The organism is Pseudoalteromonas luteoviolacea (assembly GCF_001750165.1).
Taxonomy (GTDB): domain Bacteria; phylum Pseudomonadota; class Gammaproteobacteria; order Enterobacterales; family Alteromonadaceae; genus Pseudoalteromonas; species Pseudoalteromonas luteoviolacea_G.
This window is the reverse complement of sequence record NZ_CP015411.1, coordinates 2,784,713-2,806,959: the sequence shown is the minus strand read 5'-3', so window position 1 is coordinate 2,806,959 and position 22,247 is coordinate 2,784,713. Positions and strand designations below refer to the sequence as shown.

General features: G+C 41.4%; 15 protein-coding genes. 9 read left to right on the top strand and 6 right to left on the bottom strand.

The genetic code is table 11. The annotated features are described in order from the left end of the window. The first annotated feature begins 11 nt into the window (after positions 1-11). The 6 genes from S4054249_RS11875 (at position 12) to S4054249_RS11850 (ending at position 13,316) form a co-directional block, all read left to right on the top strand. Positions 12-2,684, top strand: a complete 2,673-nt coding sequence (locus S4054249_RS11875) for a hypothetical protein (protein ID WP_046356257.1) — start codon at positions 12-14, stop codon at positions 2,682-2,684. Next, on the top strand, positions 2,681-7,696 hold the full coding sequence (locus tag S4054249_RS11870; RefSeq protein WP_046356258.1) for a hypothetical protein: 5,016 nt from the start codon (positions 2,681-2,683) through the stop codon (positions 7,694-7,696). Before S4054249_RS11875 ends, S4054249_RS11870 begins: the two co-directional genes overlap by 4 nt. Before the next feature lie 2 nt (positions 7,697-7,698). Continuing rightward, a complete protein-coding gene (locus tag S4054249_RS11865) occupies positions 7,699-11,373 on the top strand; it encodes a contractile injection system tape measure protein (RefSeq protein WP_046356259.1) in 3,675 nt (1,224 codons plus the stop codon). 148 nt (positions 11,374-11,521) lie between these two features. After that, entirely contained in the window at positions 11,522-12,103 is a 582-nt protein-coding gene (locus S4054249_RS11860; RefSeq protein WP_046356260.1) for a hypothetical protein, read from the top strand. Between the two features lie 83 nt (positions 12,104-12,186). Beyond that, on the top strand, positions 12,187-12,627 hold the full coding sequence (locus S4054249_RS11855) for a hypothetical protein (protein WP_046356261.1): 441 nt from the start codon (positions 12,187-12,189) through the stop codon (positions 12,625-12,627). A gap of 83 nt (positions 12,628-12,710) precedes the next feature. Beyond that, positions 12,711-13,316: a hypothetical protein gene (locus tag S4054249_RS11850; protein ID WP_052960973.1), complete on the top strand. Its 606-nt coding sequence runs from the start codon at positions 12,711-12,713 to the stop codon at positions 13,314-13,316. A gap of 12 nt (positions 13,317-13,328) precedes the next feature. On the opposite strand, the gene S4054249_RS11845 is transcribed toward S4054249_RS11850, so the two are convergent. The 3 genes from S4054249_RS11845 to S4054249_RS11835 form a co-directional block, all read right to left on the bottom strand. Beyond that, on the bottom strand, positions 13,329-13,682 hold the full coding sequence (locus S4054249_RS11845) for a hypothetical protein (protein ID WP_046356262.1): 354 nt from the start codon (positions 13,680-13,682) through the stop codon (positions 13,329-13,331). A gap of 156 nt (positions 13,683-13,838) precedes the next feature. Beyond that, positions 13,839-14,699, bottom strand: a complete 861-nt coding sequence (locus tag S4054249_RS11840; RefSeq protein WP_046356263.1) for a tectonin domain-containing protein — start codon at positions 14,697-14,699, stop codon at positions 13,839-13,841. A 244-nt stretch (positions 14,700-14,943) separates the two neighbouring features. Beyond that, positions 14,944-15,210, bottom strand: a complete 267-nt coding sequence (locus S4054249_RS11835) for a hypothetical protein (protein ID WP_046356264.1) — start codon at positions 15,208-15,210, stop codon at positions 14,944-14,946. Positions 15,211-15,855: 645 nt separating this feature from the next. Here S4054249_RS11835 and glnS point away from each other — a divergent pair. From glnS to S4054249_RS11820, 3 genes are all read left to right on the top strand, one after another. Beyond that, positions 15,856-17,517 (top strand): glutamine--tRNA ligase, encoded by a 1,662-nt coding sequence (gene glnS, locus S4054249_RS11830; RefSeq protein ID WP_046356265.1) that lies wholly within the window; start codon positions 15,856-15,858, stop codon positions 17,515-17,517. Positions 17,518-17,614: 97 nt separating this feature from the next. After that, positions 17,615-19,426: a protein kinase domain-containing protein gene (locus S4054249_RS11825; RefSeq protein ID WP_046356266.1), complete on the top strand. Its 1,812-nt coding sequence runs from the start codon at positions 17,615-17,617 to the stop codon at positions 19,424-19,426. A gap of 122 nt (positions 19,427-19,548) precedes the next feature. Then, on the top strand, positions 19,549-19,848 hold the full coding sequence (locus tag S4054249_RS11820) for a hypothetical protein (protein WP_046356267.1): 300 nt from the start codon (positions 19,549-19,551) through the stop codon (positions 19,846-19,848). A 74-nt stretch (positions 19,849-19,922) separates the two neighbouring features. Here S4054249_RS11820 and S4054249_RS11815 read toward each other — a convergent pair whose 3' ends face one another. From S4054249_RS11815 to fldA, 3 genes are all read right to left on the bottom strand, one after another. Further along, positions 19,923-20,963, bottom strand: coding sequence for an IS481 family transposase (locus S4054249_RS11815; protein ID WP_046356268.1), 1,041 nt, complete (start codon positions 20,961-20,963; stop codon positions 19,923-19,925). A gap of 192 nt (positions 20,964-21,155) precedes the next feature. After that, positions 21,156-21,602 (bottom strand): ferric iron uptake transcriptional regulator, encoded by a 447-nt coding sequence (gene fur / locus S4054249_RS11810; protein WP_046356269.1) that lies wholly within the window; start codon positions 21,600-21,602, stop codon positions 21,156-21,158. 117 nt (positions 21,603-21,719) lie between these two features. Continuing rightward, positions 21,720-22,247 (bottom strand): flavodoxin FldA, encoded by a 528-nt coding sequence (gene fldA, locus S4054249_RS11805; RefSeq protein WP_046356270.1) that lies wholly within the window; start codon positions 22,245-22,247, stop codon positions 21,720-21,722.

Below are 22,247 nucleotides of genomic sequence, written 5' to 3'. Positions count from 1 at the left end.
AAAGGAAAATCATGGAAACCAACGCACTGAAAATTGCTTCAGATGCTTCGCTAAACCCTGGGCAAGATCTAGATGGTTTGCGAGCACAGGGGGTTGCAAAGTTACAAAAGCTCGCCCCCGACACTTGGAGTGACCACAATGTATTTGATCCAGGCATTACCTTGCTTGAAGTACTGGCATATGTGCTATCGGACTTAAGCTACAAGCTCAACTATTCCGTTGAGGACCTGATTACTGTTGAGCCAGGCGAGTCGCTTGCACCAACGCAGTTTTTAAACTCAGAGCAGGTGATGTTTAGTCACTGTGTGACGCTTGCTGACTATAGACGCTTGTTCTTGGATATCCCTGAGATTAAGAACATCACTATTTCTGTTCGTGATGAAAGGAGCACAGGTGCAACAGTGTTTGACGTAATAGCACTGGCCTCCCCAGATTCACAGATATCAGAAGACAGCTTGCGTGAAATAATCCACAGTACGTTTGCAGCGTCTCGTTGTGTGACACATCAACTCGGTCATATTGAGTTTTACAAGTCGGTCCCCGTGCACTTAGGTATGCATTTAGTGCTTAAAAATGCCCAAGACTTAGTACAGGTGATGACAGATATTTTAAGTAAAGTTGCGCTTGAAATATCGCCAAATTTGACACGCTATAGTGCCCAAGAGCTATTAGGTAAAGGGATGTATGTAGAGGATATCTACGTTGGTCCTTCATTGCATAACGGTTTCATTTTAGATGAAGACTTAGATAGCACGCCAGTTAAAAAGCACCTGTATAGCTCGGATATTTTAGATGCACTGCGAGTTCATCCGAACATTGAACAGATTGAAGAGTTTAGATTTATCATTGAGCAAGGTGCTCAGCCAGGTTATGAATACTGGCAAGTTGAAGTGCAAGAGTTGGATCCCAATTCAGTTAATCTTGCACCAGAGCTGGGCTTTTTGAGTGAGCAGTTTTTTGATGCCATTTCTTTAGTCATCGAAGGGCAAAGTTATGTGCTTGATGAAGATGAAATTGCGCTGATTAAGTTAGCAATTAGCGAACGAATAGCAGAGCAAACTTTAGAATTGCAAGAACAAGCAGAGCAAGCGCCACTGGCTTTCTTACCTTTAAGTCAATATCGTTCGCTTCAGCATGAACTGCCAAACGTTTATGCGCTAACTGAGCAGTCTTTAAATCGAGACATCGACTCAGAGCAAAAAGCACAATTATTGCAATTTAAAGGGTATTTGCACCTTTTTGATCAAATATTGGCTGATCAACATAAGCAGCTTGATGTACTGCCCCATATTTTGGCTTTGCCCCAATATACGCACTTCGAACGTTTGGGTCAGATTATGGACCGAATGTTATCCAGTGAAGCGCTCTCGCAAGGGCTGCTAGATGAGTTTTGGCACAGAGTAAAAGCGTTACCACATACACAATTGAGCCAGGCCGTCACAGGTATTAGTGGCGTTAATCATTTAGTCAAATTGGCATTGGAAGCGTATCAGCAACAAGGGTTACAGCAGCAATTGGAGAGTGACTTTTCGGTTGCTCAGTTGACGCGCTTAAACGACAGCATCGCACACCTGCTGGCACGTTTTGCCATCAAACTACCCAATGCAAACTTACTTAAATACCGTGAAGTATTTGGCTTTTATATCAATGTGGTTGGCGCCTGTCACAATGATCCTAGCGAACATGAGGATTTACTATTACGTCTGGTATTGCTACGTCAGTATATTGATAAATGTCGATTACTCAATGAAATTGGTTCATTGGGAGAAAACCGTTGTCGCGGGTTCGATTATTTATCGAAAGAGCCGAAAACAGCACATATGGCGAGTTTGAGTCGATTAGTTATGCGCAGCCTAGGTTTTTCGCATCATGGTCAAATGCCGTTGGCGACCCACAACAGAGAGAGCTTGTATTTATTGGAAAGCGACCTACTGGGGAATGACTCGACGGGTAATTTATTCTGCGTTTTACCCAATTGGACGACCCGATTACAAAACACGGCTTTTAGGGTGTTAGTTGAAAGCCAAATAGATAAGCTTAGGCCTCTGCACCTATCTGCTCAATGTGTCTGGTTAACGCGAGAGCAGATGAGTTTATTTGAGCGCTTATATTTTGGTTGGTTGAACTTTTACGGTCAGGCACAGCGTGAGAGGTTTGCAGAAGGTCAAGCTCATATTGCTAATGTCGCAGCAGATATCGGTGGTTTGTTGGAAACTTTGCTGGTATCAGAGCCAGATACCATGATTGAAAACATCATTAATTACGTGCTCGCAAAGCCTCAGGGGATGGAAGTACTCGAAGCATATCTCGTACAAATTTTGTCTGAATACGCCAGTGAACCTTTACCAAATGAAATTGAAATTGATGAACAAAGTTATACGCAAGTACGTAGCGCTGTAACGCAAATTATCAATGAACACAGTGCGCTTTACCCAGAGGGGTTCAGTGAAGACCAAGTGTTGTATTTGGCAACACAATTGTGTATCGACCACATTTGTACACCTAATGCGTTTGCACAATCAAGCAGTACCCGGTTTACAGTTGGATACTCTCCACTGCCATTTCTTAAACCAATATTACCTGTGTCTTTTTCACAAATTAACTCAAATACCGCGGTGGTTTCGAAATTTATCGTGGCAACCAGCGTGCCAAATCGTATAGATCCTGAAGGAAACGAAGAATGAACAAAGTCAGTGACCAAGAAGTGTTAGTCGAATGTGACCAAACATCTATAGTAACTAAGCGCAGCCGCGCAGAATTGATTGAAAAGTTTGACGATCTCAAAACGCCTACTGGGGATGATTTTGAATCTCTAATTCGTTCAGGCTTTAATCAAATAGACGACCCAATTGCGGTAGAGAGAGTCGGAGAAACACAAGAGATTGCGGTCACATCGCCACTTACGGTTAGCCCTGACGGTGAAACACAACGCTTACGTGTTGATACTGACGCTGTCAAAATTGATCATGAAGTGATTATCTCTGCGACTGATACGCAAAGAGAGGTTTTTAGTGCAGATGGGCAAAGTGTTTCTGTTTATGACAAAGTTGAAGTATTACCTGATGCTGAAGAAGTTTTGCGTGTAACAGGCAGTGCTAAGTTGACAGAAGGCTTGAAGTCACAAACTGCGGATATCAATCAGCATTTAAGAGCGGGTGAATTGTCTGTAAGTAAAGGGACGATAAAAACCTTAGAAGCAGGGCTGAATGATGAAGATGCACCGCACGTTACAGTATATGGTGATGTTGAAGCTAAAGAAAATTTGACAGTTGAAGGTTATGCTAACGTAGATTCAATCACCGTGAATAATAACGCCTCTTTTAATGGCGATACATCTGCACATATGTTATCGGTTGAAGAACGCACTATGCTACAAGGTGAGCTCAGTGCGCAAAGTGCTATCTTCGAAGGACACGTAGAAGCACCAATGCTAGGTGTTGGTATTGATCAAAGCAGTACTTTGGCCAAGTTGCATATCGGCAAGCGCTCATCCGATACCAGTGATTTATTTAGGGTTGATGACCTAAACCAAGATAACACGCCGTTTATTATTAACCCTGAAGGGAAGGTGGGTGTGGGCACAAGTGTGCCTAAGGCCAAATTTCATGTCGCTGACGCTATATTAGTTGGTCAGGATAAGGACACTCAACACATATTGTTGAACAATGATGGCGGTGCAAAATTCACAGGCTCAGTGGATATTGAGCAAGAAGCTGACATTGCAGGTAACTTGAGTGTAGGCAGTGATGCCTTCGTAGATGGTAAGCTGTCAGTAGGTGCTCAAACGCCGAGTGCAAAAGTGGATATTCAGGCTGGCAGCGGTGATTTACTCAATATTGGTGATGGTAATATGCCTTTGATGAAAGTGACTAATATGCCACTTTCAGGCGAGCAATCTATTAGTATGTTTGCAGATACACTGGTATCAGAAAACTTAACGGTTGCTAAGCAAGTCCACACAGATTCAGCTCAAGTGGCTCAGACATTAGATGCAGGTAGCACGACGGTTGCAGATCTTACTGTTAGTCAAGATGCCCAAGTTAGCGGTCAAACGCGCACGCGCCAGCTACAAGTCGGTGAAACACCTAGCACACCTGTACAAACCGATGTGGGCGCACTTATTAATACCACCCTTGATGTAACTGCACATGCTACGTTTAAATCATTGCATGCAAGTGAAGATATTTCGACTGATACACTAGTCAAAGCAACAGACGGTGTGGTGAAGCACAACCTTACTGTGGGCGAGCAGGTGGGTAATCAGGAAGCGACGCTCACGGTAAAGAGTACAGCGGCAAATCACCCCTCATTACTGGTCGCTGACAAAGCAGGTAACCCGTTACTGCGTATTGACAATGATCAAGCTGTGATGGGCAGTGCAGGTCAAGCTCAATCTTTGATTGTTAAAGGTGATATCACCACGCCTGATTTAGATGTATCTCATGAGGCGACTATTTACCAGGCGGATTTCAGCGAGCATGTGGTTATTGCATCGAACACGGTTCAAAGTGATTGGACAACGAACGCAAAGTTGGCAGTGCTGGCGCATAATGGCCAACCGCAAAGTGTGGATGTCAGTTTCTTTGATGGTTTGAATACAACGTCTGTCATTAATGCGACGGGTAAGCAAATTGGTTTGTTCCAAAATAACCCGCAACAGAGCTTACATGTAGGTGAAGCTGCATTATTTGATAAAGATATCACGGCCCTTAAAGGGGTTTATGTTGCCAATGAGAGTAGTGAGTTTGGTGGATTTAGTGCGTCATTGACACAGACGCTGGTGGGTACCGAACAGAAGTCGGCAGATTTGCATGTGTATGGTAATACATACTTATTCGATGAGTTTAACATTGTTGAAAACGAACACGTTGCAGTCAACTTTGCTGATAGCCAATTTGGGCTGATGCAGTTATCAGAAAGCCCTGTATTGAGAATAACTAACCAAGCGCAAGACGCCGAAGTTTTGGCTGCTGCTGGCCAGCTAGCAATTAATCAATCTATTCCTGAGGATGGCGTTAACCTAGCGGTTACTGGTTTGGCAGACATCACCGGCCAGTTAAACATTAAAGATACGGGTGTTGCATTAAACGTTGATGGCAAATCCAAGTTAATGGGCCATGCAGAGTTAAAAAATGGCATGCACGTTAGTGTCACTAATAACTCAGGAGATGCGCAAAGAGCTGCTGTGACCGTATCTGGGGAGACTATTTTAGATGGTGAGTTGCATACAACAGGGAATGTACAATTTGATGCTGATCATACCGTTGATGGTAATAGCGAAATTAAATCTAACCTGGAAGTGGGACGCAATGCGCTAATTGGGGAGAACTTAACGGTATCAGGTGAGCATTATGCTGGTGGCAGTGTAGAGATCGAAGGGACTGAAGGCCGCGATGCACTGACAGTAAACAATGATGCGAGCTTTAGAGCCGACGTCAATATCTCGGGTAACCTGTCTTTGGCACCATATCAAGCAACAGCCCGCGTACATATTTGCGAAACTGATCAACAAGCCCTTCGCATTGATGACCCAAGTGGAAAGGCCCAGTTGGTATTTAGCCACGGTAATTTGGGGTTAGGGGTTGAGCGTCCTGACTACATACTTGATGTAGGTGAAGATGCGTGCTTTAGAAGAGATTTGACCGTCAACGGTCGAGTGGAAATTGATGATAGTCTGCATGTCAATGAGTATGCCAGTTTCAGAAGTAATGTGAATATTTATGGTACGTCGGAGTTACAGGGCGAAACCAGAATTGGTCTGGCAATGCACACTCAAGATGAGGAGGCATCTTCAATTCGCCGTAATGCTCAGCTCAGTGTAGATCAAAATCATTTTGAATATGGTTTAGCGGTTTACCATAAAGGGGTTAATCCCATTGTATTCCAAGATGGTAAAGTGGGGATCCGCAATGCACAGCCTGAAGCTGAACTTGATATTCTAGGTGATATTAAAGTTGAAGGAGACATTGAACTCAATGGCGTATTGCGTGGGACAGGTCAGCTTGAGTGTTTAGATGGCGCGAAGATTTTAGGTGACGTAGAGCTGCGTTCTGATTTAACCGTATATGATGATGCATTATTTAAAGACACGGTCACAATTGAAGGCTTAACAACCATTGAGCGTAAATTAAATCTTCTGGCAGATGCTGATTTTGCGAAAAGTTTACATTTAGGTGAAGAGCTTACAGTAAGAGGCAATGCGTTCTTTAAAGAAGCGGTTCATTTTGACAAAGACACAACAGTGCGTGGCAGCTTAGTCGTTGAAGGTTTAGATGCAGCAAATCAGGTGGTGTTTAAACCGCATGTAGATATTCATAGTCATTTAGCTGTGCAAGGTGAAACAAACTTTGGCAATGACACGCATGTGAAAGGGGACTCGTATATTAGCGGTGCAGTCAGTGCTGCAAACTTGGCTATCGAACACGGTGTTAAAGTTGGTACTTCGCACAATGACAGCGCGATGGTGTCGATTAATACCAGTGAAGGTGAGACTGCACTCGATGTCGCTGTACGAGGCCGCTCTGAGTTGGTGGTTGATGGCAACGCGAATGTTGGTATTGGTTGTAAAGCGCCTGAATTCAAGCTAGATGTGCGAGGAGATGCGCGCGTATCAGACATGTTGACTGTTGAAGGTGAGTTAGTACTTGAAAATAGGCTTAACCTACAGCAAGGTGCTGAAATTATTGGTGATTGTGATATTCAAGGCCAGGTTGCACCTCAGCAACTTCAATTACCAGAAGGGCCTCAAATTGACGCAATATCATCAGACTGTGAATTGGGCGGTGAGATGGCATCAGACCATGTACTAGCCACGCAAGCTGCTGTGAAAGCGTATGTAGATGAGCATGCATGGCGCTTTGGTCGCGGTAAAAAGGTTGTTGCTATCCACAATCAAGAAGAGTTTGACGAGATATTCTCGAGAGATTGCTTGAATAATATGACGATCTTACTGTTCCCTCACAATGGCCACCGTCAGGTTTCTAGAGCGTATAAACTGAAAAATGCTGTTGAAGTGGGTTCAAACCTAAGCATCGTAGGCTTTAATGAGCGTGAAACACGTATCGTCAAAGCACACGCAGGGTGTCGCTTTCTGATCCGTGGTGACAGAGATGCCATGGTTAAGCATGTCGAAATGCATGGTTTCACATTTGATGGAGCGATCCACGAAGTCTCTAGAGAGCTAAGTGCCTATGAAGGGAATGGAGGTGCATTTAACTTACGCTATGCTGATCAAATACAGCTTAATTGTGTGATTGAGAATCATGCAGTCAGTGGTGATGGTGGTGCGATTTACGGTGAAGATGTAACTAACATCACCGCGAACAATATCCGCAATTGTCGAGCAGGTCGTCAAGGTGGCGCAGCTTATGGACTAAGGTATGCAAACTTGCAAGCACAGAACTGTCAGGCGGAGCGGGGTGGGGCTGTTGCGCATTGTGATGACAGTGAAGTGGTCGCAATTAATAATACGGCACAGTTACATGGTGGTGGCGCTTACAAATGCCAAAACTTGATCTGTAAAGGGTTCTGGCGACGTAATACAGCACAGCAAGGTGAGGGCGATCATATCTTTAGCATGGGTTGCTACCACCTTGAAGAGCAAGAAGAGCACCATGGTGATTTCTTATGGCATGCTTTGTATTTAGATAAGCCAATGAATCACTCTCGTTTCTTCTGGCGTAATGACCACGTTTAGTCATGAAGTTAGCACTTGGTCAAATAGGGGCTGAATTAGAAGCCCCTGCACATTTAGTGAACTCTGGTCAGCATAGTGTTGCTGAACTGGAGTCACTATTTAAAAACTGGTTGTATAAGGAAATAAATAGACTCGAAATAAGCTGGCCAATACCTGTATCAGATATGGCCCCTGTGATTTTAGATGATATTGAAATAGAGTTGCCAGATGTTGATCTCAACGCTTTAAAGCGTGACCCAAGCAATTACTTTAAAACAGTATTTAGTCCTGCTTTTTACACTGCCGTGGAGCGGCAGCTAATAAAGCATTTGAGTCTCTCGCAAAAACATAATTACCTTTTGGCACCTTGGTTGTTAAGCAATGAGTTACAACTAGAAAAGAGTGAACTAAGGGCGTATGTTTGGCAAAAAGTGATGAAAGCTTGCTGGCATAGTTTGCAGTATCGTCCTGCTCTTTTTTTGAAAATGCTCAAAAGTGCTGAATGGCCAAGTATGCGAGTGCGGTTTATAGAGGCGATATATCAAGATCAAGAATACTTGGTTGCGTCGCTTGCTGTTGTCAGTGATGGGTTTATTTCCAAGCGCTCAGAATCGTTTTTGTCTAAATTATCCAAATCAGAATGTATTGATCTATGGACGGACATAGAAATACTTCAAAGCGTTTATTCATCTGATGTGCATGCAAGACAGCAAAGCTTATCTCTACTGTCAAAAAGCTATCAGCTATATGTTGAGCAATCGGCATTCACAGAGCAGGTAAGAAGATCTGTGATTGCGGCGATAAAAAACAAGGATATCCCTCTTGGCTATTTAACCACTTGGTTTACAGTAAAAGGCGCGTCTGAATTGACACATTCGGACAGTCGATCTCTAGTGCAAATGGTCAGAAAGCTAAGTTCTAAGGTCGGGTGGTTGCAAAGCAAGCACAATTTTGTAGCACAATATCAGCCGAGCGTGCTGTCTAAACTATTGGATAATTACCACGATGCTTATGAACCAGAAACGACATCCATTCAGGCGAGTAAAAAAGAAACCTATTTGCTATTAGCTCAGCTCCATGGAGAGCTTGGTAGCGGTTGTAGAAAGAGTATTCGTGCTTTAGAAGGATTACTGAAGCTTATCCATACACAGGTTACTATTGGTGAGTTGCCTTTTTATAGCCAGATGTTTTGGCGCGAGTTCTTTGCCAAACATGACGTTGAGCAGTGCTTACCAGCACCTCTGCTCTTTTCTTTGAAGCGCCTGTTTAATACACAGCTAAGTGATCAATATACGTTGTCGTCTAAACAACGGTTTGTGGATTACGCGCTGACCTTGAGCACTCGTGAACGTCACTGGATAAAGCATGAAAAATCATCACAAGTGAAACCAGTCTATGCACGCCGTTTGTATGTAGTGCTATGCCATATCAAAAATATACCATGGGAATATATTCAACAGTTTAAGCACCTGTTTGGATCTTCAATACAAGGTTCAACTGACTTTATGACGCCAGTTGACATTCCTACTTATCAGGCGTTGTTACACTCTCTTGAGTGTTGGTTGAGCGATGAACTGATACAGATTAAGCAAAGTTTAATCAGTGAAAGTGATGAGGGAAGCTCGCTGACTTTATCTCCACAAAGCATTCGTCCAAGCGTAAGTGACGCCATTGAAAAAATAGCACCAGCACAAGCTCTTGAGGCATCAGTCACAACACGACTGGCACTTTGCAATGTAACTACTCTTGAGCCTTCACTGCAAGTTATATTTGATAACGCATCTACAAATTATTTTGAGCAGGTTGAAGCTGCGCAGCTTAGGCTAACTTTGTCGGTGTTATCTCAACCATTGAATGATGTCACAAAAACCGTATTGAAAAGGCAAGTGGCAGGTGCGAAATTAGAAAAATTACAGTCACTTTTACGCAAATCTACTGAAGCATTAATTTCACCTATCTGTGAAACAAAACACGATATAGATCCGATTGTCGAGAACGCTCTTTCTCATATTGCTAAAGGCCAATCGTCAGTATTAAGTCTACTTGCTATTAGTGAGCAACTGATTGAAGCGCTAGAGCAGGTGATTTGCCAGAGTCGACTTACTCAAAAATTAAATGTTGAGTCAGCTGGTAAAGCATTATCTCAATTAGATAATACTCTGCGCACTGAGAGGAAAGCAGAGCGCAGACAGAGTGTTGAAGCAGAGTCAGGCATTGTTGAAAAGTTACCTGATGAGGCTAGCCTGCAACATAGACCGTCACAGCTTGAATTAGCAAGAGTGTTGCTCATCGCGACGCAATTGCGGCGTTACTGCGAGGCACTTAACCACACAATTAAGCTTAACCAAGCGAGTATCCAATTACATGATGGGCATGAACTGGTTGTCCACGTGATGACATATCTGCAAAGCTGGCAAAATGTGCTCGTGGTTCATCGTATATCGCCAAGTACGCCATTATTCAGTGATGCCGTGCGTTCAGCAATTTTTAAATTGAACAAATTGCGAGAGGACATCTACCAGTTAAACCCTTATATAAACACTCAAGCACAAAAAGAGCATATGTGGTGGCTAGAGTTGTTGGATATATCGGTAATACCAGATAGCCGCTTGGTTAAGAACGGTTCGAAATCCACTAAAAACGACAGCAATGATAGAACATCAGAAGTATCTCTAAATGAAGTCAAGAATCAACAAGCTCCGCAAGTACGCGCTAAAGATACGCTTATTGCTATTAATGACATGAGTGAGTTTGTTGAAGCTCGAAGTTTTACTGAAGTAGCTAGGCTGCTAGAAAGTCGTAAAGAACAACTTCAAGCCGCTAAAAAGGGCCTAGAGGCTTTGCAGGAGTTGCCTAATTCGGCAGATAACATAGCCGTGAAGCGGATAAGTTCAGCGCCAATTGAAGATATAGAAAACTTACCTCTTGGCACTCACTTGAGTGTGCAGAGCAAGCAAGTAACAGAAGGCGAAATTGATGATGATGCAAGGTTAAGAGTGAATGAAGCATCGCTGTTGCAGCAAGAACAGCATCGAGTTAAACGTATCTCTACGCGTCTTTTAGGACAAGTCAAAGCACACCAAAACAAGCTATCACGCGCAGGCATCGAAAAATTAAAGGCTCACTGTGAACAAGTGTTGACTGAATTGCGACATCAATATCAGCAATCAGTAGAGCACTTAATCAGTATGGATGCTGGCGTGGTATTAGTATGGCCATTTTTAGAAATCTTATTTAATAAGTTAGAGCTACTCATTACTACCGAGGACGGCCAGGTTATGTTTGTAGATTTAACTGCTCAGCAAAAGGCACATTCCTTAATGTGTAGGTTGGTAGGAATCGATGCAGAAAGCGAAGAAACTTACGTGATTAATGCTTTGCTAGGCTTAGAACTTGACCATAAATTTGATGGTGAACCTATTGCCCTAGATAGCGTAGAGCAAGATGAATTAAATACACTCATTGGTGCTGTGATTCATCGCTGGGAGGCTTTGAAAGCTATGCCTATTGATGCGTTCAGAAGTATGTTTTTACAAAGAAGCGGTGAAGTAAAGTTGACCGCCAATGGTGTAAGCATTGTTGTCGAGAGTAAACCTCAAGATGTTCTACTTATGAAACTTCCATGGGGGCTAGGAATAGTTCAGCTACCTTGGTTAGACACAGATCTTATCAATATCGAGTGGGATTACGGCTTTTAGCAAACTGTAGTCACATCTTAACTCTAAATTCACAATAAAACTTAAAAATGAAAGCGCATCTAATGAATAGTGCGCTTCAACGCCCAAAACCAATTATCTAATGGACTTGCAAACAATGAGCTAGTCCCAATTCAATATGGAGAAGTGTATGCCTGTAAATAACCATTCAAATCTACGTGCCTTAATAGAGGAACATCAGGTGCGCCAACAGCAGTATCAAGTTGCAGAAAATAAAGTACAAGCCTATTTGGAGTACAACCGTCGGTATTTACTCCAACATTTGAATAACTTATTTACAAGCAGGGTATTACCACATCTTGAGTTAGTAAAAACATTACTGATTGAGCAGGGGTATACTGCAGATATTGAAATAGAAAAACAAACGTTATACGAAGAAAGTTCAGCGATTGAAGTGATCACCCAAGTCTCTTTATTATTCTCGGGTAATAAAGACGATCAAGATATTGGTCTGACGCAAAATAGGCTGCTGATATTTACAAGACCAAATCATGCGTTTATATATGCAAAATATATTACAGAGCTTGTTACGAGTCAGACTCAACCTTTATTTTTTGCTGATGATTATTATTATCAGAATATGCCTTCAGCAGATTTACAGTTTCCTCATTTACCATTCCCGCCTAATTTTGAGGAACATAGTGAGTTTAAATCTATGGCAACGGACTTTTTAAGCCTTGTTTTCTTACAGATAAGAGGGAAGCTTAGCTAGCGAGGTAAAACGGTTTATCTTGGTTTTTTGTCACAAAACTTAATTGTTCGCGTCAGTGTTTAAACAAACTAAGGAGAGTCATTGTGGCAAATTATCAAGAGGCGTTTGACTATGCCTTTTCTGAAAAAGGCGAAAAATATCGGTGTCTTCACCGTTCAGATGAATTAATTTGTGGGCAAAGTCTACGTAGCCAGGGATTTAGTGAGGTGGAAACTCGGCGGCTATTTAAACAAGTTTATGCATTTGAACTTTGGTTAGAGCTTAAAGGTGAGCAGATCCTTAATCAACAAGCAGCAGGGTTGTTATTATTGCTTAATGCAAGAGGCTACTTGTCAGTGATGCTCAATGAAATGCAAAATTATTTCAATATAAATCTCAGTAGCAAGATGTGCGAGTGCACATTGAATCGAATAAATGCACTGCCTGAAAAGAGGCTAAACGAGTGGCTGGTTGCAGGTTTAGACTATTTTTCACTTGTCGAAAATAAACAACTACAAAGCATGAATCACAATATTAAAGCTTGAATTTTAACAATATTACCCAATATAGGTAGTCACTGTTATACAGTTGATTTAAGCAACCAATCGGAACCATTAAGGAAAGTTCAATGACAATACAAAAACCGCGTGTGGGACAATTTACCTTTGAACAAGAAGGGCAAGAAGGTGGCCGTTACCATAGTCGTGTGTTACATGTTCCTTCCAAATATTCTGGCCTGACAATTGGCCGAGGATTTGATCTTAAACATCGTAGTTCAGAACAGATCCTTAAGGCCCTCAGTGAAGCTGGTGTGGCCTTTGGCGATGCAGAGGTATTGGCAAAAGCATCAGGGTTATATGGTTCTCAGGCGCAGCAATTTATAAAAAAGCATGGTCTTGAAGGCTTTGAAGTGAGTCCAAAAGAGCAAGTGATTTTATTCGAGCAAACGTATGAAGTCATGTCTAAAGACGTAAAGCGAATATGTGATAAAGCAGATTGTGTTGAAGTATATGGACCTGTAGATTGGGAAAACTTACACCCTAAGATTAAGGACATTTTAATTGATTTACGCTACCGAGGTGATTACACCCCAGCAACGCGTAGGCGAATTCAGCGCTATGTAGTACAAAATGACCTTGAAGCGTTTAGTAAGGAGATGTCTGATAGAGAGCTGTGGAATACGGTGCCAAGTGAGCGATTTAAGCAGCGTTTAGCCTATTTGATCACAACATAATAAAAAAGCTGCTTAGGCCGCTTTTTTATTATGTTGTTTTTTTGTTGCGCGTCGTAGGTGTGCGCCATGACCATCGATTTCTGGTGTTGAGAGCAAGTATGCATGGAAAGTAATAATTCCGAGGCCTCGACGAGTTCGCTCTGCCCAGTATAAGCCAACCAACAACCCCAGTAATAAGCAACCTACTATTAAAATTGAAGCAGTAAAGTGGTCAAAATGTAAATATGCAATGGTTCCAAGCAAACCCATAAAGAATATTGGCACAATCACAATTTGTAAATATAAGAGTAGGAATACAAGGTACCCTAAAAAGTATAAATGCCACTCAAATATTTTTTCAAAAAATAATGTGCTGATTTTTAGCAATTAACTTCCTTTGTTTTTAATGAAATATTTATAATTATCAGAGGAAAATATTAACATGAGGTGGGCAAAAAGGGTGGCTTTCCTAAATATTAAAGCCAAGAGTTTATTGGCCAGACTAACTTATCCTACGTATCTGGCCCATTCAAAATGATTTAATTATCCGCCAATATCAACAACTGTAACATGATTTACTCTTTGCTCTTCTATAAAATCAATCATGCCCGGGCGCTTATAGAGAAGGGTTTTTGAGTCATATGAAATTGCCCAAATGGTGTTATCGCGATCGACGTCAATATTATAAAAATGTCCAAACTTTTCTAGCTCATCACCATTGAGTTTGTAAACTTGTTGTGAACCGTGTGTATTTTTAAATATATGTGCGGTGACATAGACTTCACCACCACCAACCGCGACATCTTTGAGCGTGCATGTTTGTAGGCAGCTTAAGTGAATTTGATGCCAATTCCCGTTGATCCGCTGGTAGAGTTCATTGTCATCTGTGATGGCCCAGACAGATCCAGATTCATTCACATCAATTTTTACAATGCGCTTATTGTGGATCCCATAGTTTCCACCAAACTGTTCAGCTACCAAGTTGAATTTCTTCAAATCGCCGGTTTGTGTGACGCAATAAGCATGTTTAGGACTATACGTTGAAACATCTACGGCACCTAAACAACCGAATACATGTTGCCACGTATCGTTTTGATACCTAAAGACCATGCCATACTCTCCAACTGCAAACGTAGCGCCTTCATTGTAAGCGTATCCAGGGGAGCTTTCACTGCTAGGGCGATAATGAAAGTATCCTCCAGAGGCTGCAATCGTTTTTTGGTAGTATGGTAGTGGCATTGCTTGCCATGTGTCACTGCTGTCATCTTGGTGTAGGTAGGGTGTACCTTGCTGATCTATCATTACTCGAATAGCCGAATTTTCATGGCTTTGAGCATAAACCGGCGAAGTGCCTAGTATGGTGATTAAGGCAAAAATATCCATCATTTTGTTTGTATGCTTCATATTAGTTTTCCTTTACATGTGTGTATGTCAAAAAAGTGTAAGCATATTCAGGGAAAAAAAAGCGTACTAAAGTCGCGATATATAATACTATTTAAGCTATTTTTATATTCTGTAAATTCAAAAAATAATGAAATGGTATGGTTTTTTGGTGAGTTACTGACGTGTTTTGAGAAACATAAAATTGTGTAATTAGCGGAATTTTATATTTAACTGTATCGAATGCAAAAACTAATTTAGATGAGCCTTAATGGTATGTAGTATAAAGGTAAATATACACACCAACAGGCTTTTGACCCTTAGATTTAGAAATAGTCCAGCTCATTGGACAATTTTGCCAAGTATACCTTTTTTTTCTTTCCCACAAAGGATATGACAATGCAGTTTTCGCGGCAGTCAGTTTGTAGTGGCAGACTTTATATCTAGCGTTCTGGTTCTCTTTCTCATTACCATGAGCTACAGCACTCAAAAACGCACTGACAAACACAGATACTACGAGTAGGTTTTTCATCATCATACCTCCTTGACCATATATAAATGATTTAATAACCTAAACTATTCCATTTTAGTTCGATTAGACCCTATAACTAGAACACACTATGAATGAGAAGTGAATCATAAATAAAAGGTTTATTTTAATCATTGCACAAATCGTTTCATTTGGGGCTCTCCCTGAGCGTGAGATAAGCGTTTTCGTTTTAATATAACCATATGGGTGGTCGTAATATCGATTGCCTAACATTTGTGTCTTGTATGCGGTGCCTTTACTGTAATTAAAGCTTCATTAATAAATATAGGGAGTCACGAATGATAGGCACACGGTGCTTGCTAAAGTTACCATGCATAATGGGCTATGGCATATGATACGGCTTTTGGTTAAATAGATTGTTTGCAACTCTTTAGCTACATAAGTGGATCAAGATGCAAAGAAGGTAGGGCAGTACATGCCTTTTAAAGTGGTGGTAATGTATACCACTGTACTTTTTCCTCTTGAAAAAGTGATTGAACGACACAACTATTTATGCTGTATGTAATTTGTTCAGCATGCAAAAAACATCAAATAAATCGACTTTAAGGGTCGATAAGCGCTGTAAGTTACCTGATTAATTTGTAATAATGCGTCAGTTAACAAGCTACAAATTCAGAGGAAAGACCTCCTATGGCGGATACAGAGAATCGCCCAACAAACTTCATCAGAAACATCATTGACGGAGATCTGGCAAGTGGCAAACACGCATCGACACATACGCGTTTCCCGCCAGAACCAAATGGTTTTTTACACATTGGTCATGCTAAGTCTATCTGTCTAAATTTCGGCATTGCACAGGACTATAAAGGCCTTTGTAATTTACGTTTCGACGACACTAACCCAGAAAAAGAAGACATCGATTACGTAAACTCAATTCAAGAAGATGTTAAATGGCTAGGCTTTGATTGGGATGGCGAAATTTGCTATTCATCAAACTATTTCGACAAGCTATATGGCTATGCTGTAGAGCTGATTGAAAAAGGCTTAGCTTATGTGTGTTTCTTGTCTCCTGAGCAAGCACGTGAATATCGCGGTACATTGACTGAGCCAGGTAAAAATAGTCCACACAGAGATACATCTCCTGAGGAAAACTTAGCGCTTTTTGAAAAAATGAAAAACGGCGAGTTTAAAGAAGGTGAGTGTGTACTTAGAGCAAAGATCGATATGGCTAGCTCTTTCATGGTACTTCGTGACCCGATTATTTACCGTATCCGTTTTGTTCATCATCACCAGACTGGTGACAAATGGTGTATTTACCCAATGTATGACTTCACGCACTGTATTTCAGATGCGCTAGAAGGGATCACGCATTCATTGTGTACGCTTGAATTCCAAGATAACCGTCGTTTATATGATTGGGTACTTGAGAACATCAGCATTGAGTGTCAACCGCAGCAGATCGAGTTTTCTCGTTTAAATCTAGAATATACTGTGATGTCAAAGCGTAAGCTTAATGACTTAGTCGTTAATGGTCAGGTCGAAGGTTGGGATGACCCTCGTATGCCGACAATTGCAGGTTTACGTCGCCGAGGTTATACACCGGCTTCAATTCGTGAGTTTTGTAAGCGCATTGGTATCACAAAACAAGATAATATGGTTGAAATGGGCATGCTTGAAGCATGTATCCGTGATGACCTAAACGAAAATGCGCCTCGTGCGATGGCTGTGTTAGATCCAGTGAAGATTGTGATCGAAAACTATGACGCAGATAAAGTAGAAATGTTGTCTGCACCAAATCATCCAACATTAGAAATGGGTGAACGTGAACTGCCATTCACTCGTGAAATTTTCATTGAGCGTGAAGATTTCCGCGTTGAAGCGAACAAAAAGTTCAAGCGTTTAGTTTTGGGTAAAGAAGTACGTTTACGTAATGCTTATGTAATTAAAGCTGAGCGCATTGAAGAAGATAGTGCGGGTAATATTACCACTATTTATTGTACATATGATGCCGACACGCTTGGTAAAAACCCAGCAGATGGCCGTAAAGTTAAAGGCGTAATTCATTGGGTTTCAGCGTCACATTGTATCGAAGCGGAAGTACGTCAGTATGACCGTCTATTCAATGTACCAAACCCAGCTGCCGCAGAAGATTTTGCGACGACGCTAAACCCAGAGTCACTAGTAGTGATTGCAAACGCTAAACTTGAGCCTTCACTTGCTAACGCAAATGCTGAACAAGGTTTTCAATTTGAGCGCTTAGGCTACTACAGTCGAGATAACAAGTCTGAGGCTTTAACGTTTAACCAAACGGTAGGTCTGCGTGACTCATGGGCCAAAATTGAAAAAGCATAAAGCCTTTTAATTTAGTGCTATTTTTTATCAAAAAAGGTCGACATTTGTCGGCCTTTTTTTCAATATATTCATCAAATTAGTTTTATTAAGTCGCGCCGTGAGCAAACAGTCAATTCACAATTTCTACATTAATGAACAGCAATCGATTTATTTGCTATCTCACCATGATGCAAAAAAGCATCGTCAATGGCTAAACATATGTAAAAAGCAATTGTCGCTGCTTGGATATCAAGATGTGGAATTAATTGGATCTGGTGCATTTGGGTTTGTCTTTGCGGGAGTTGAGGACAGCGGTGCGCAATGGGTATTTAAATTCTCTCGAATCACGTTGGCACAGAGTGTAAGAGATCGGCTTGAAGATGAAGCCTATATGTTGTCTCAAATTAATAATCCTATGGTGCCTGAGTTTTTTGCATTTGAGCGTGTAAAAAAGCAGGGGATATTAATGATGGCTCGGGCCCAAGGTGAAGACCTTGAGCAAATTTCTTTAAAACAAGGGCGGCTAAAACCACGCGTTTTGGTCCATTTGGCATTGAAGCTTCGCAATGTATTATTAGATTTGAGAGAGCGCAAAAACGGGATGTCGTTGCAGCCTGTCGTTCATGGAGATATCAAGCCCTCAAATATTGTGTGGGATCAGCAATCTGATGCCTTCTCATTGGTCGATTGGGGCAGTTCTGTTTACGCACAAATAGATGTGCATGGAGAACCCGTAGCGAGCAATATCATGGATTTAATGTCTTCTGACATAGCCAGTACCAATGCTCGAATGGGCGATGTATATTTTATTGGGGATGAACAAATGTCAGGTTCGCGTTCTTCTCCGCGCTTTGATGAACAGGGAGTTGCCTCGACTATCTATGCATTGGCAAGTGCGCAATCTTGCCGTTTCGGCGCGCAAGTTATTCCAGCAACCAGCCTAGGGTTACCAATAGAGTTTTCCAGAGTAATAGATGGTATGTTGAGTAAAGATAAAGCAGAGCGTGACGCTGCCGGTGATTACTTTATGCGCAATATGCCTGCAATGGCTAAGGTGTACCTACCCGATATTGAATCACCTCAACTTAAAGCGAATATACCCTTTTGGACTTCTTCACAAATTGATTTACCAGATACAGTGGTGTATAGCTCGAGAAAGCAGTTTCTGCGCCGCGCCGATCACAATCAACAGTTGCTTGATGTGAATGATGCACAGTTAGATCGGTATTATAAAGAGTTCCTATTTGATACGGGTGATACTGAAAAAGCATTTTTAGCTTCTATTAGTCGATTGGCAAAGTATCCAGTCGTTGGGGGGTTGAGTTTCCATTGGCAGCAGGAGTCGTTATTTGTTGAGTCAAGTTTGATGCTGCATGATGACAGTTTACAAAGTGCGTTCACAGATGCTGTAAATGCAACTGTAATGCTAGCACAAGGGATTGAGCAAAAAGGTCTTTTCAAATGTTGTTTATTTGATGCGAGGCAAACCATTCAATTAGAGCGTGACGAAACCGGAGCTTATATCTTTGAGCAACTACCTGAATTACAGTATAGCGTGAGTCATGTAGCGGCCTCAGAAGTGACTCGGCCCCACTCTTATTTTGAAGATGGCAAAGACCCTGATGAGCAGCTTCAACTACCAAAAAAAATCATCCAGTGTGTATTTGAGCTGAATAAAATTCATCACACAGGCTGTATTATTTTCGAGTCACTGAGCGATCGCTTGAAAATCCACTATTACTATCGATTACTCGATGCTGAGCAAGAGTCGGCTTTTGCAGCCCTCTTAAAAGAGATTATTCAGTATACGGTGAGTATTCAAGACTATGGCGTAGCTGGGTTTATGAAACTGCCATATAAAAATACACGTGAATTTGAATTGTGTCCTAAGCAACCGGACAATTACTTTCCTAAAAACCCAAAGTCCTAGGTATTTAAGTTTCTCTGAGTAAAAAAGCCTTTAATCGCAAGTAAAATTTGGACTAGCATATGACGAATTGTCAATTGAAATTTGGCTGAGTCTATAGCAACCTTATGGTTGAGGAGGGAACTATGGACAAACAGAAAAGACAGGAGATCTTAACCTTGAGTTGGGGGATCCATGATGAAGTTGAGCAAGCAATAGTTCATCACACTGCCGTTGAAGGAGATGATAACTGGTCTGAAAAGCAACGATTATTGATAGCCGATATGTCTTTGCATTTACTGCAAACAGCGCTTAAGCCTGAACCAATGTGTAATGAGAAGTTAAAGAATAACCTAAATGCTATCTTAACTTTATCCGATGACTTTGTAAGTGAAGTTGATCTTAAGCGTGTCGCCGATGCACTGTATGGGCTTGAAAAAGCATGAGAAAATAACGACATTAACCTGTACTAGCTCAGACTTGATCTGACAGTTACCCGTTTTTATCGGTGACTGTCAGCTTAGATTTGAGCTAAATTCTTTTCTGCCCAAATACGTTTTCCATCTTCCATGGTCTCAAGTGGCGTTCTACCACAGCACATTTTTCCCTGATGTGTTCGGTCATTATTGTAATAAACCATCCATTCGTCCAGATCCTTTTGCAATTCTTCTAGTGAGCTATACAGCTTCTTACGGAATGTAATCTGATAAAACTCGTTAAGTATCGTTTTGTGGAATCGCTCACAGATACCGTTGGTTTGAGGCGACATGGCTTTAGTTTTCGTATGGTCTATATCGTTAATTGCGAGATAAAGTTGGTAGTCATGATGTTCAACCTTGCCGCAATACTCTGTACCTCGGTCAGTCAGAATTCGTAGCATTGGCAGCTCATGCTGTTCGAAATAAGGTAAAACCTTATCATTGAGTATGTCAGCCGCTGTAATCGGTGTTTTCGTGGTGTACAGCTTTGCAAACGCCACTTTGCTATAGGTATCAACAAATGTCTGCTGATAAATACGGCCTACACCTTTCAGGTTGCCAACATAGAATGTATCTTGTGAGCCTAGATAACCTGGATGCGCTGTTTCAATTTCACCACACGCTTCATCATCACTTTTCTTTTTCTCAAGCGCAGCGATTTGACTGTCAGTTAGGATAATACCTTCGCTAGCTACTTTGTCTTCCAAAGCTTTCAGACGCTTCTTAAAGTTCTCTAAGTCATGGCGTAGCCATATCGAACGAACACCGCTGCCTGATACAAATACACCTTGCTTCCTAAGTTCGTTGCTTGTCCTATGCTGGCCGTGAGCTGGGTAGTCAATAGCGTACTTAACCACTGCTTGTTCAGTTTCTTCATCGACTCTGTTTTTGATGTTTGGAGACCTGCGACTTTTATCAATTAATGCATCCAAGCCACCGTCTTCAACAAGCTCTTGGTATCGATAAAAAGTGTCTCTGGAAACGCCCATGACTTTACAGGCTTTAGAAACATTACCTAATTCTTCAGCAAGATTAAGTAAACCAGTTTTATGTTTAATGATTGGGTTGTTAGTATGTAACATGAGAGTTACCACCTTTTGGTTGTTTTGATTAAAAGATTCGACACCTTTATCAAAACGGGTAACTCTCAATTTTTCAAATCGAAATGTCAGATCAAGTCGAGACTAATTCAATTAACCAAATGTTTTTATGTGAGTTAGACATAAAAAAGCCAGCAAAATGCGCTGGCTTACTGTTAACAAATGAGCTTGTCATTAAGATTCATCAGATTCTGTAAATCTTCTGCACTCTTCTTCATCAACACACTCACCATATAAGTAAAGGGAGTGGTTGGTTAACTTAATACCATTGCTCGTTGCAATTTCCACTTGGCGAGTTTCAATCACTTCGTCTTCGAATTCGATAACTTTACCACACTTCAAACACACTAAGTGGTCATGGTGAGTGCTACCTGATAATTCAAACACTGACTTGCCGCCTTCAAAATGGTGACGTGTCACAATACCGGCGTCGTCAAACTGGTTAAGTACACGGTATACTGTAGCTAAGCCAATTTCTTCGCCTTTATCGAGCAAAATTTTATAAACATCTTCTGCACTGATATGTTGGTTTTCAGGAGATTGCAGAATCTCTAGAATTTTTATACGCGGTAAGGTGACTTTTAAGCCCGCCTTTTTAAGCTCTAAGTTGTGATCAGTCATTTAATCTGTCTCAATCTATTATCTTTTTACTTCAACTCTTAAGAATAAGCACGACCATTTTCTTAAGAATAACGTGCACGGGCAACAAGTCAAAGCTTGTTTGATTAATTCAATGAATTAATCTTCTAACTCGCTTAGACACATTTCGTCATATACCTGTGCACACCAAGCTTTAATACGCTGCTCAGTAAGCTCTGGTTGACGGTCTTCATCAATACCTAAACCAACAAAGTGGTTATCATCTACAAGCGCTTTTGATGCTTCGAACTCGTAGCCTTCAGTTGACCAGTGGCCAACAACAATTGCACCACGCTCTGCTACGATGTCATTTACCATGCCCATCGCATCTAAGAAGTATTCAGCATAGTCTTCTTGGTCACCACAACCAAAGATAGCGACTAGCTTGCCTTCAAAGTTAATTTCTTCAAGCTCAGGGAAAAAGTCATCCCAGTCACATTGTGCTTCACCGTAGTACCAAGTAGGGATACCAAATAGGATAAGATCAAACTCTTCGATGTCTGCTTTGCTACTTTTAGCGATGTCTTTTACATCGATTAGCTTTTTACCTAGCTCTTTTTGGATCTGTTTAGCAACGTGTTCGGTGTTACCCGTATCACTGCCGAAAAAAATACCTACGCTTGCCAT

Excerpts from the sequence above, each read along its gene's own strand:
- glnS (WP_046356265.1), top strand. The coding sequence starts at position 15,856 with ATGGCGGATACAGAGAATCGCCCAACAAACTTCATCAGAAACATCATT.
- S4054249_RS11860 (WP_046356260.1), top strand. The coding sequence starts at position 11,522 with ATGCCTGTAAATAACCATTCAAATCTACGTGCCTTAATAGAGGAACAT.
- S4054249_RS11840 (WP_046356263.1), bottom strand. The coding sequence starts at position 14,699 with ATGAAGCATACAAACAAAATGATGGATATTTTTGCCTTAATCACCATA.
- S4054249_RS11835 (WP_046356264.1), bottom strand. The coding sequence starts at position 15,210 with ATGATGAAAAACCTACTCGTAGTATCTGTGTTTGTCAGTGCGTTTTTG.
- S4054249_RS11870 (WP_046356258.1), top strand. The coding sequence starts at position 2,681 with ATGAACAAAGTCAGTGACCAAGAAGTGTTAGTCGAATGTGACCAAACA.
- fldA (WP_046356270.1), bottom strand. The coding sequence starts at position 22,247 with ATGGCAAGCGTAGGTATTTTTTTCGGCAGTGATACGGGTAACACCGAA.
- fur (WP_046356269.1), bottom strand. The coding sequence starts at position 21,602 with ATGACTGATCACAACTTAGAGCTTAAAAAGGCGGGCTTAAAAGTCACC.
- S4054249_RS11865 (WP_046356259.1), top strand. The coding sequence starts at position 7,699 with ATGAAGTTAGCACTTGGTCAAATAGGGGCTGAATTAGAAGCCCCTGCA.
- S4054249_RS11820 (WP_046356267.1), top strand. The coding sequence starts at position 19,549 with ATGGACAAACAGAAAAGACAGGAGATCTTAACCTTGAGTTGGGGGATC.
- S4054249_RS11815 (WP_046356268.1), bottom strand. The coding sequence starts at position 20,963 with ATGTTACATACTAACAACCCAATCATTAAACATAAAACTGGTTTACTT.
- S4054249_RS11850 (WP_052960973.1), top strand. The coding sequence starts at position 12,711 with ATGACAATACAAAAACCGCGTGTGGGACAATTTACCTTTGAACAAGAA.
- S4054249_RS11875 (WP_046356257.1), top strand. The coding sequence starts at position 12 with ATGGAAACCAACGCACTGAAAATTGCTTCAGATGCTTCGCTAAACCCT.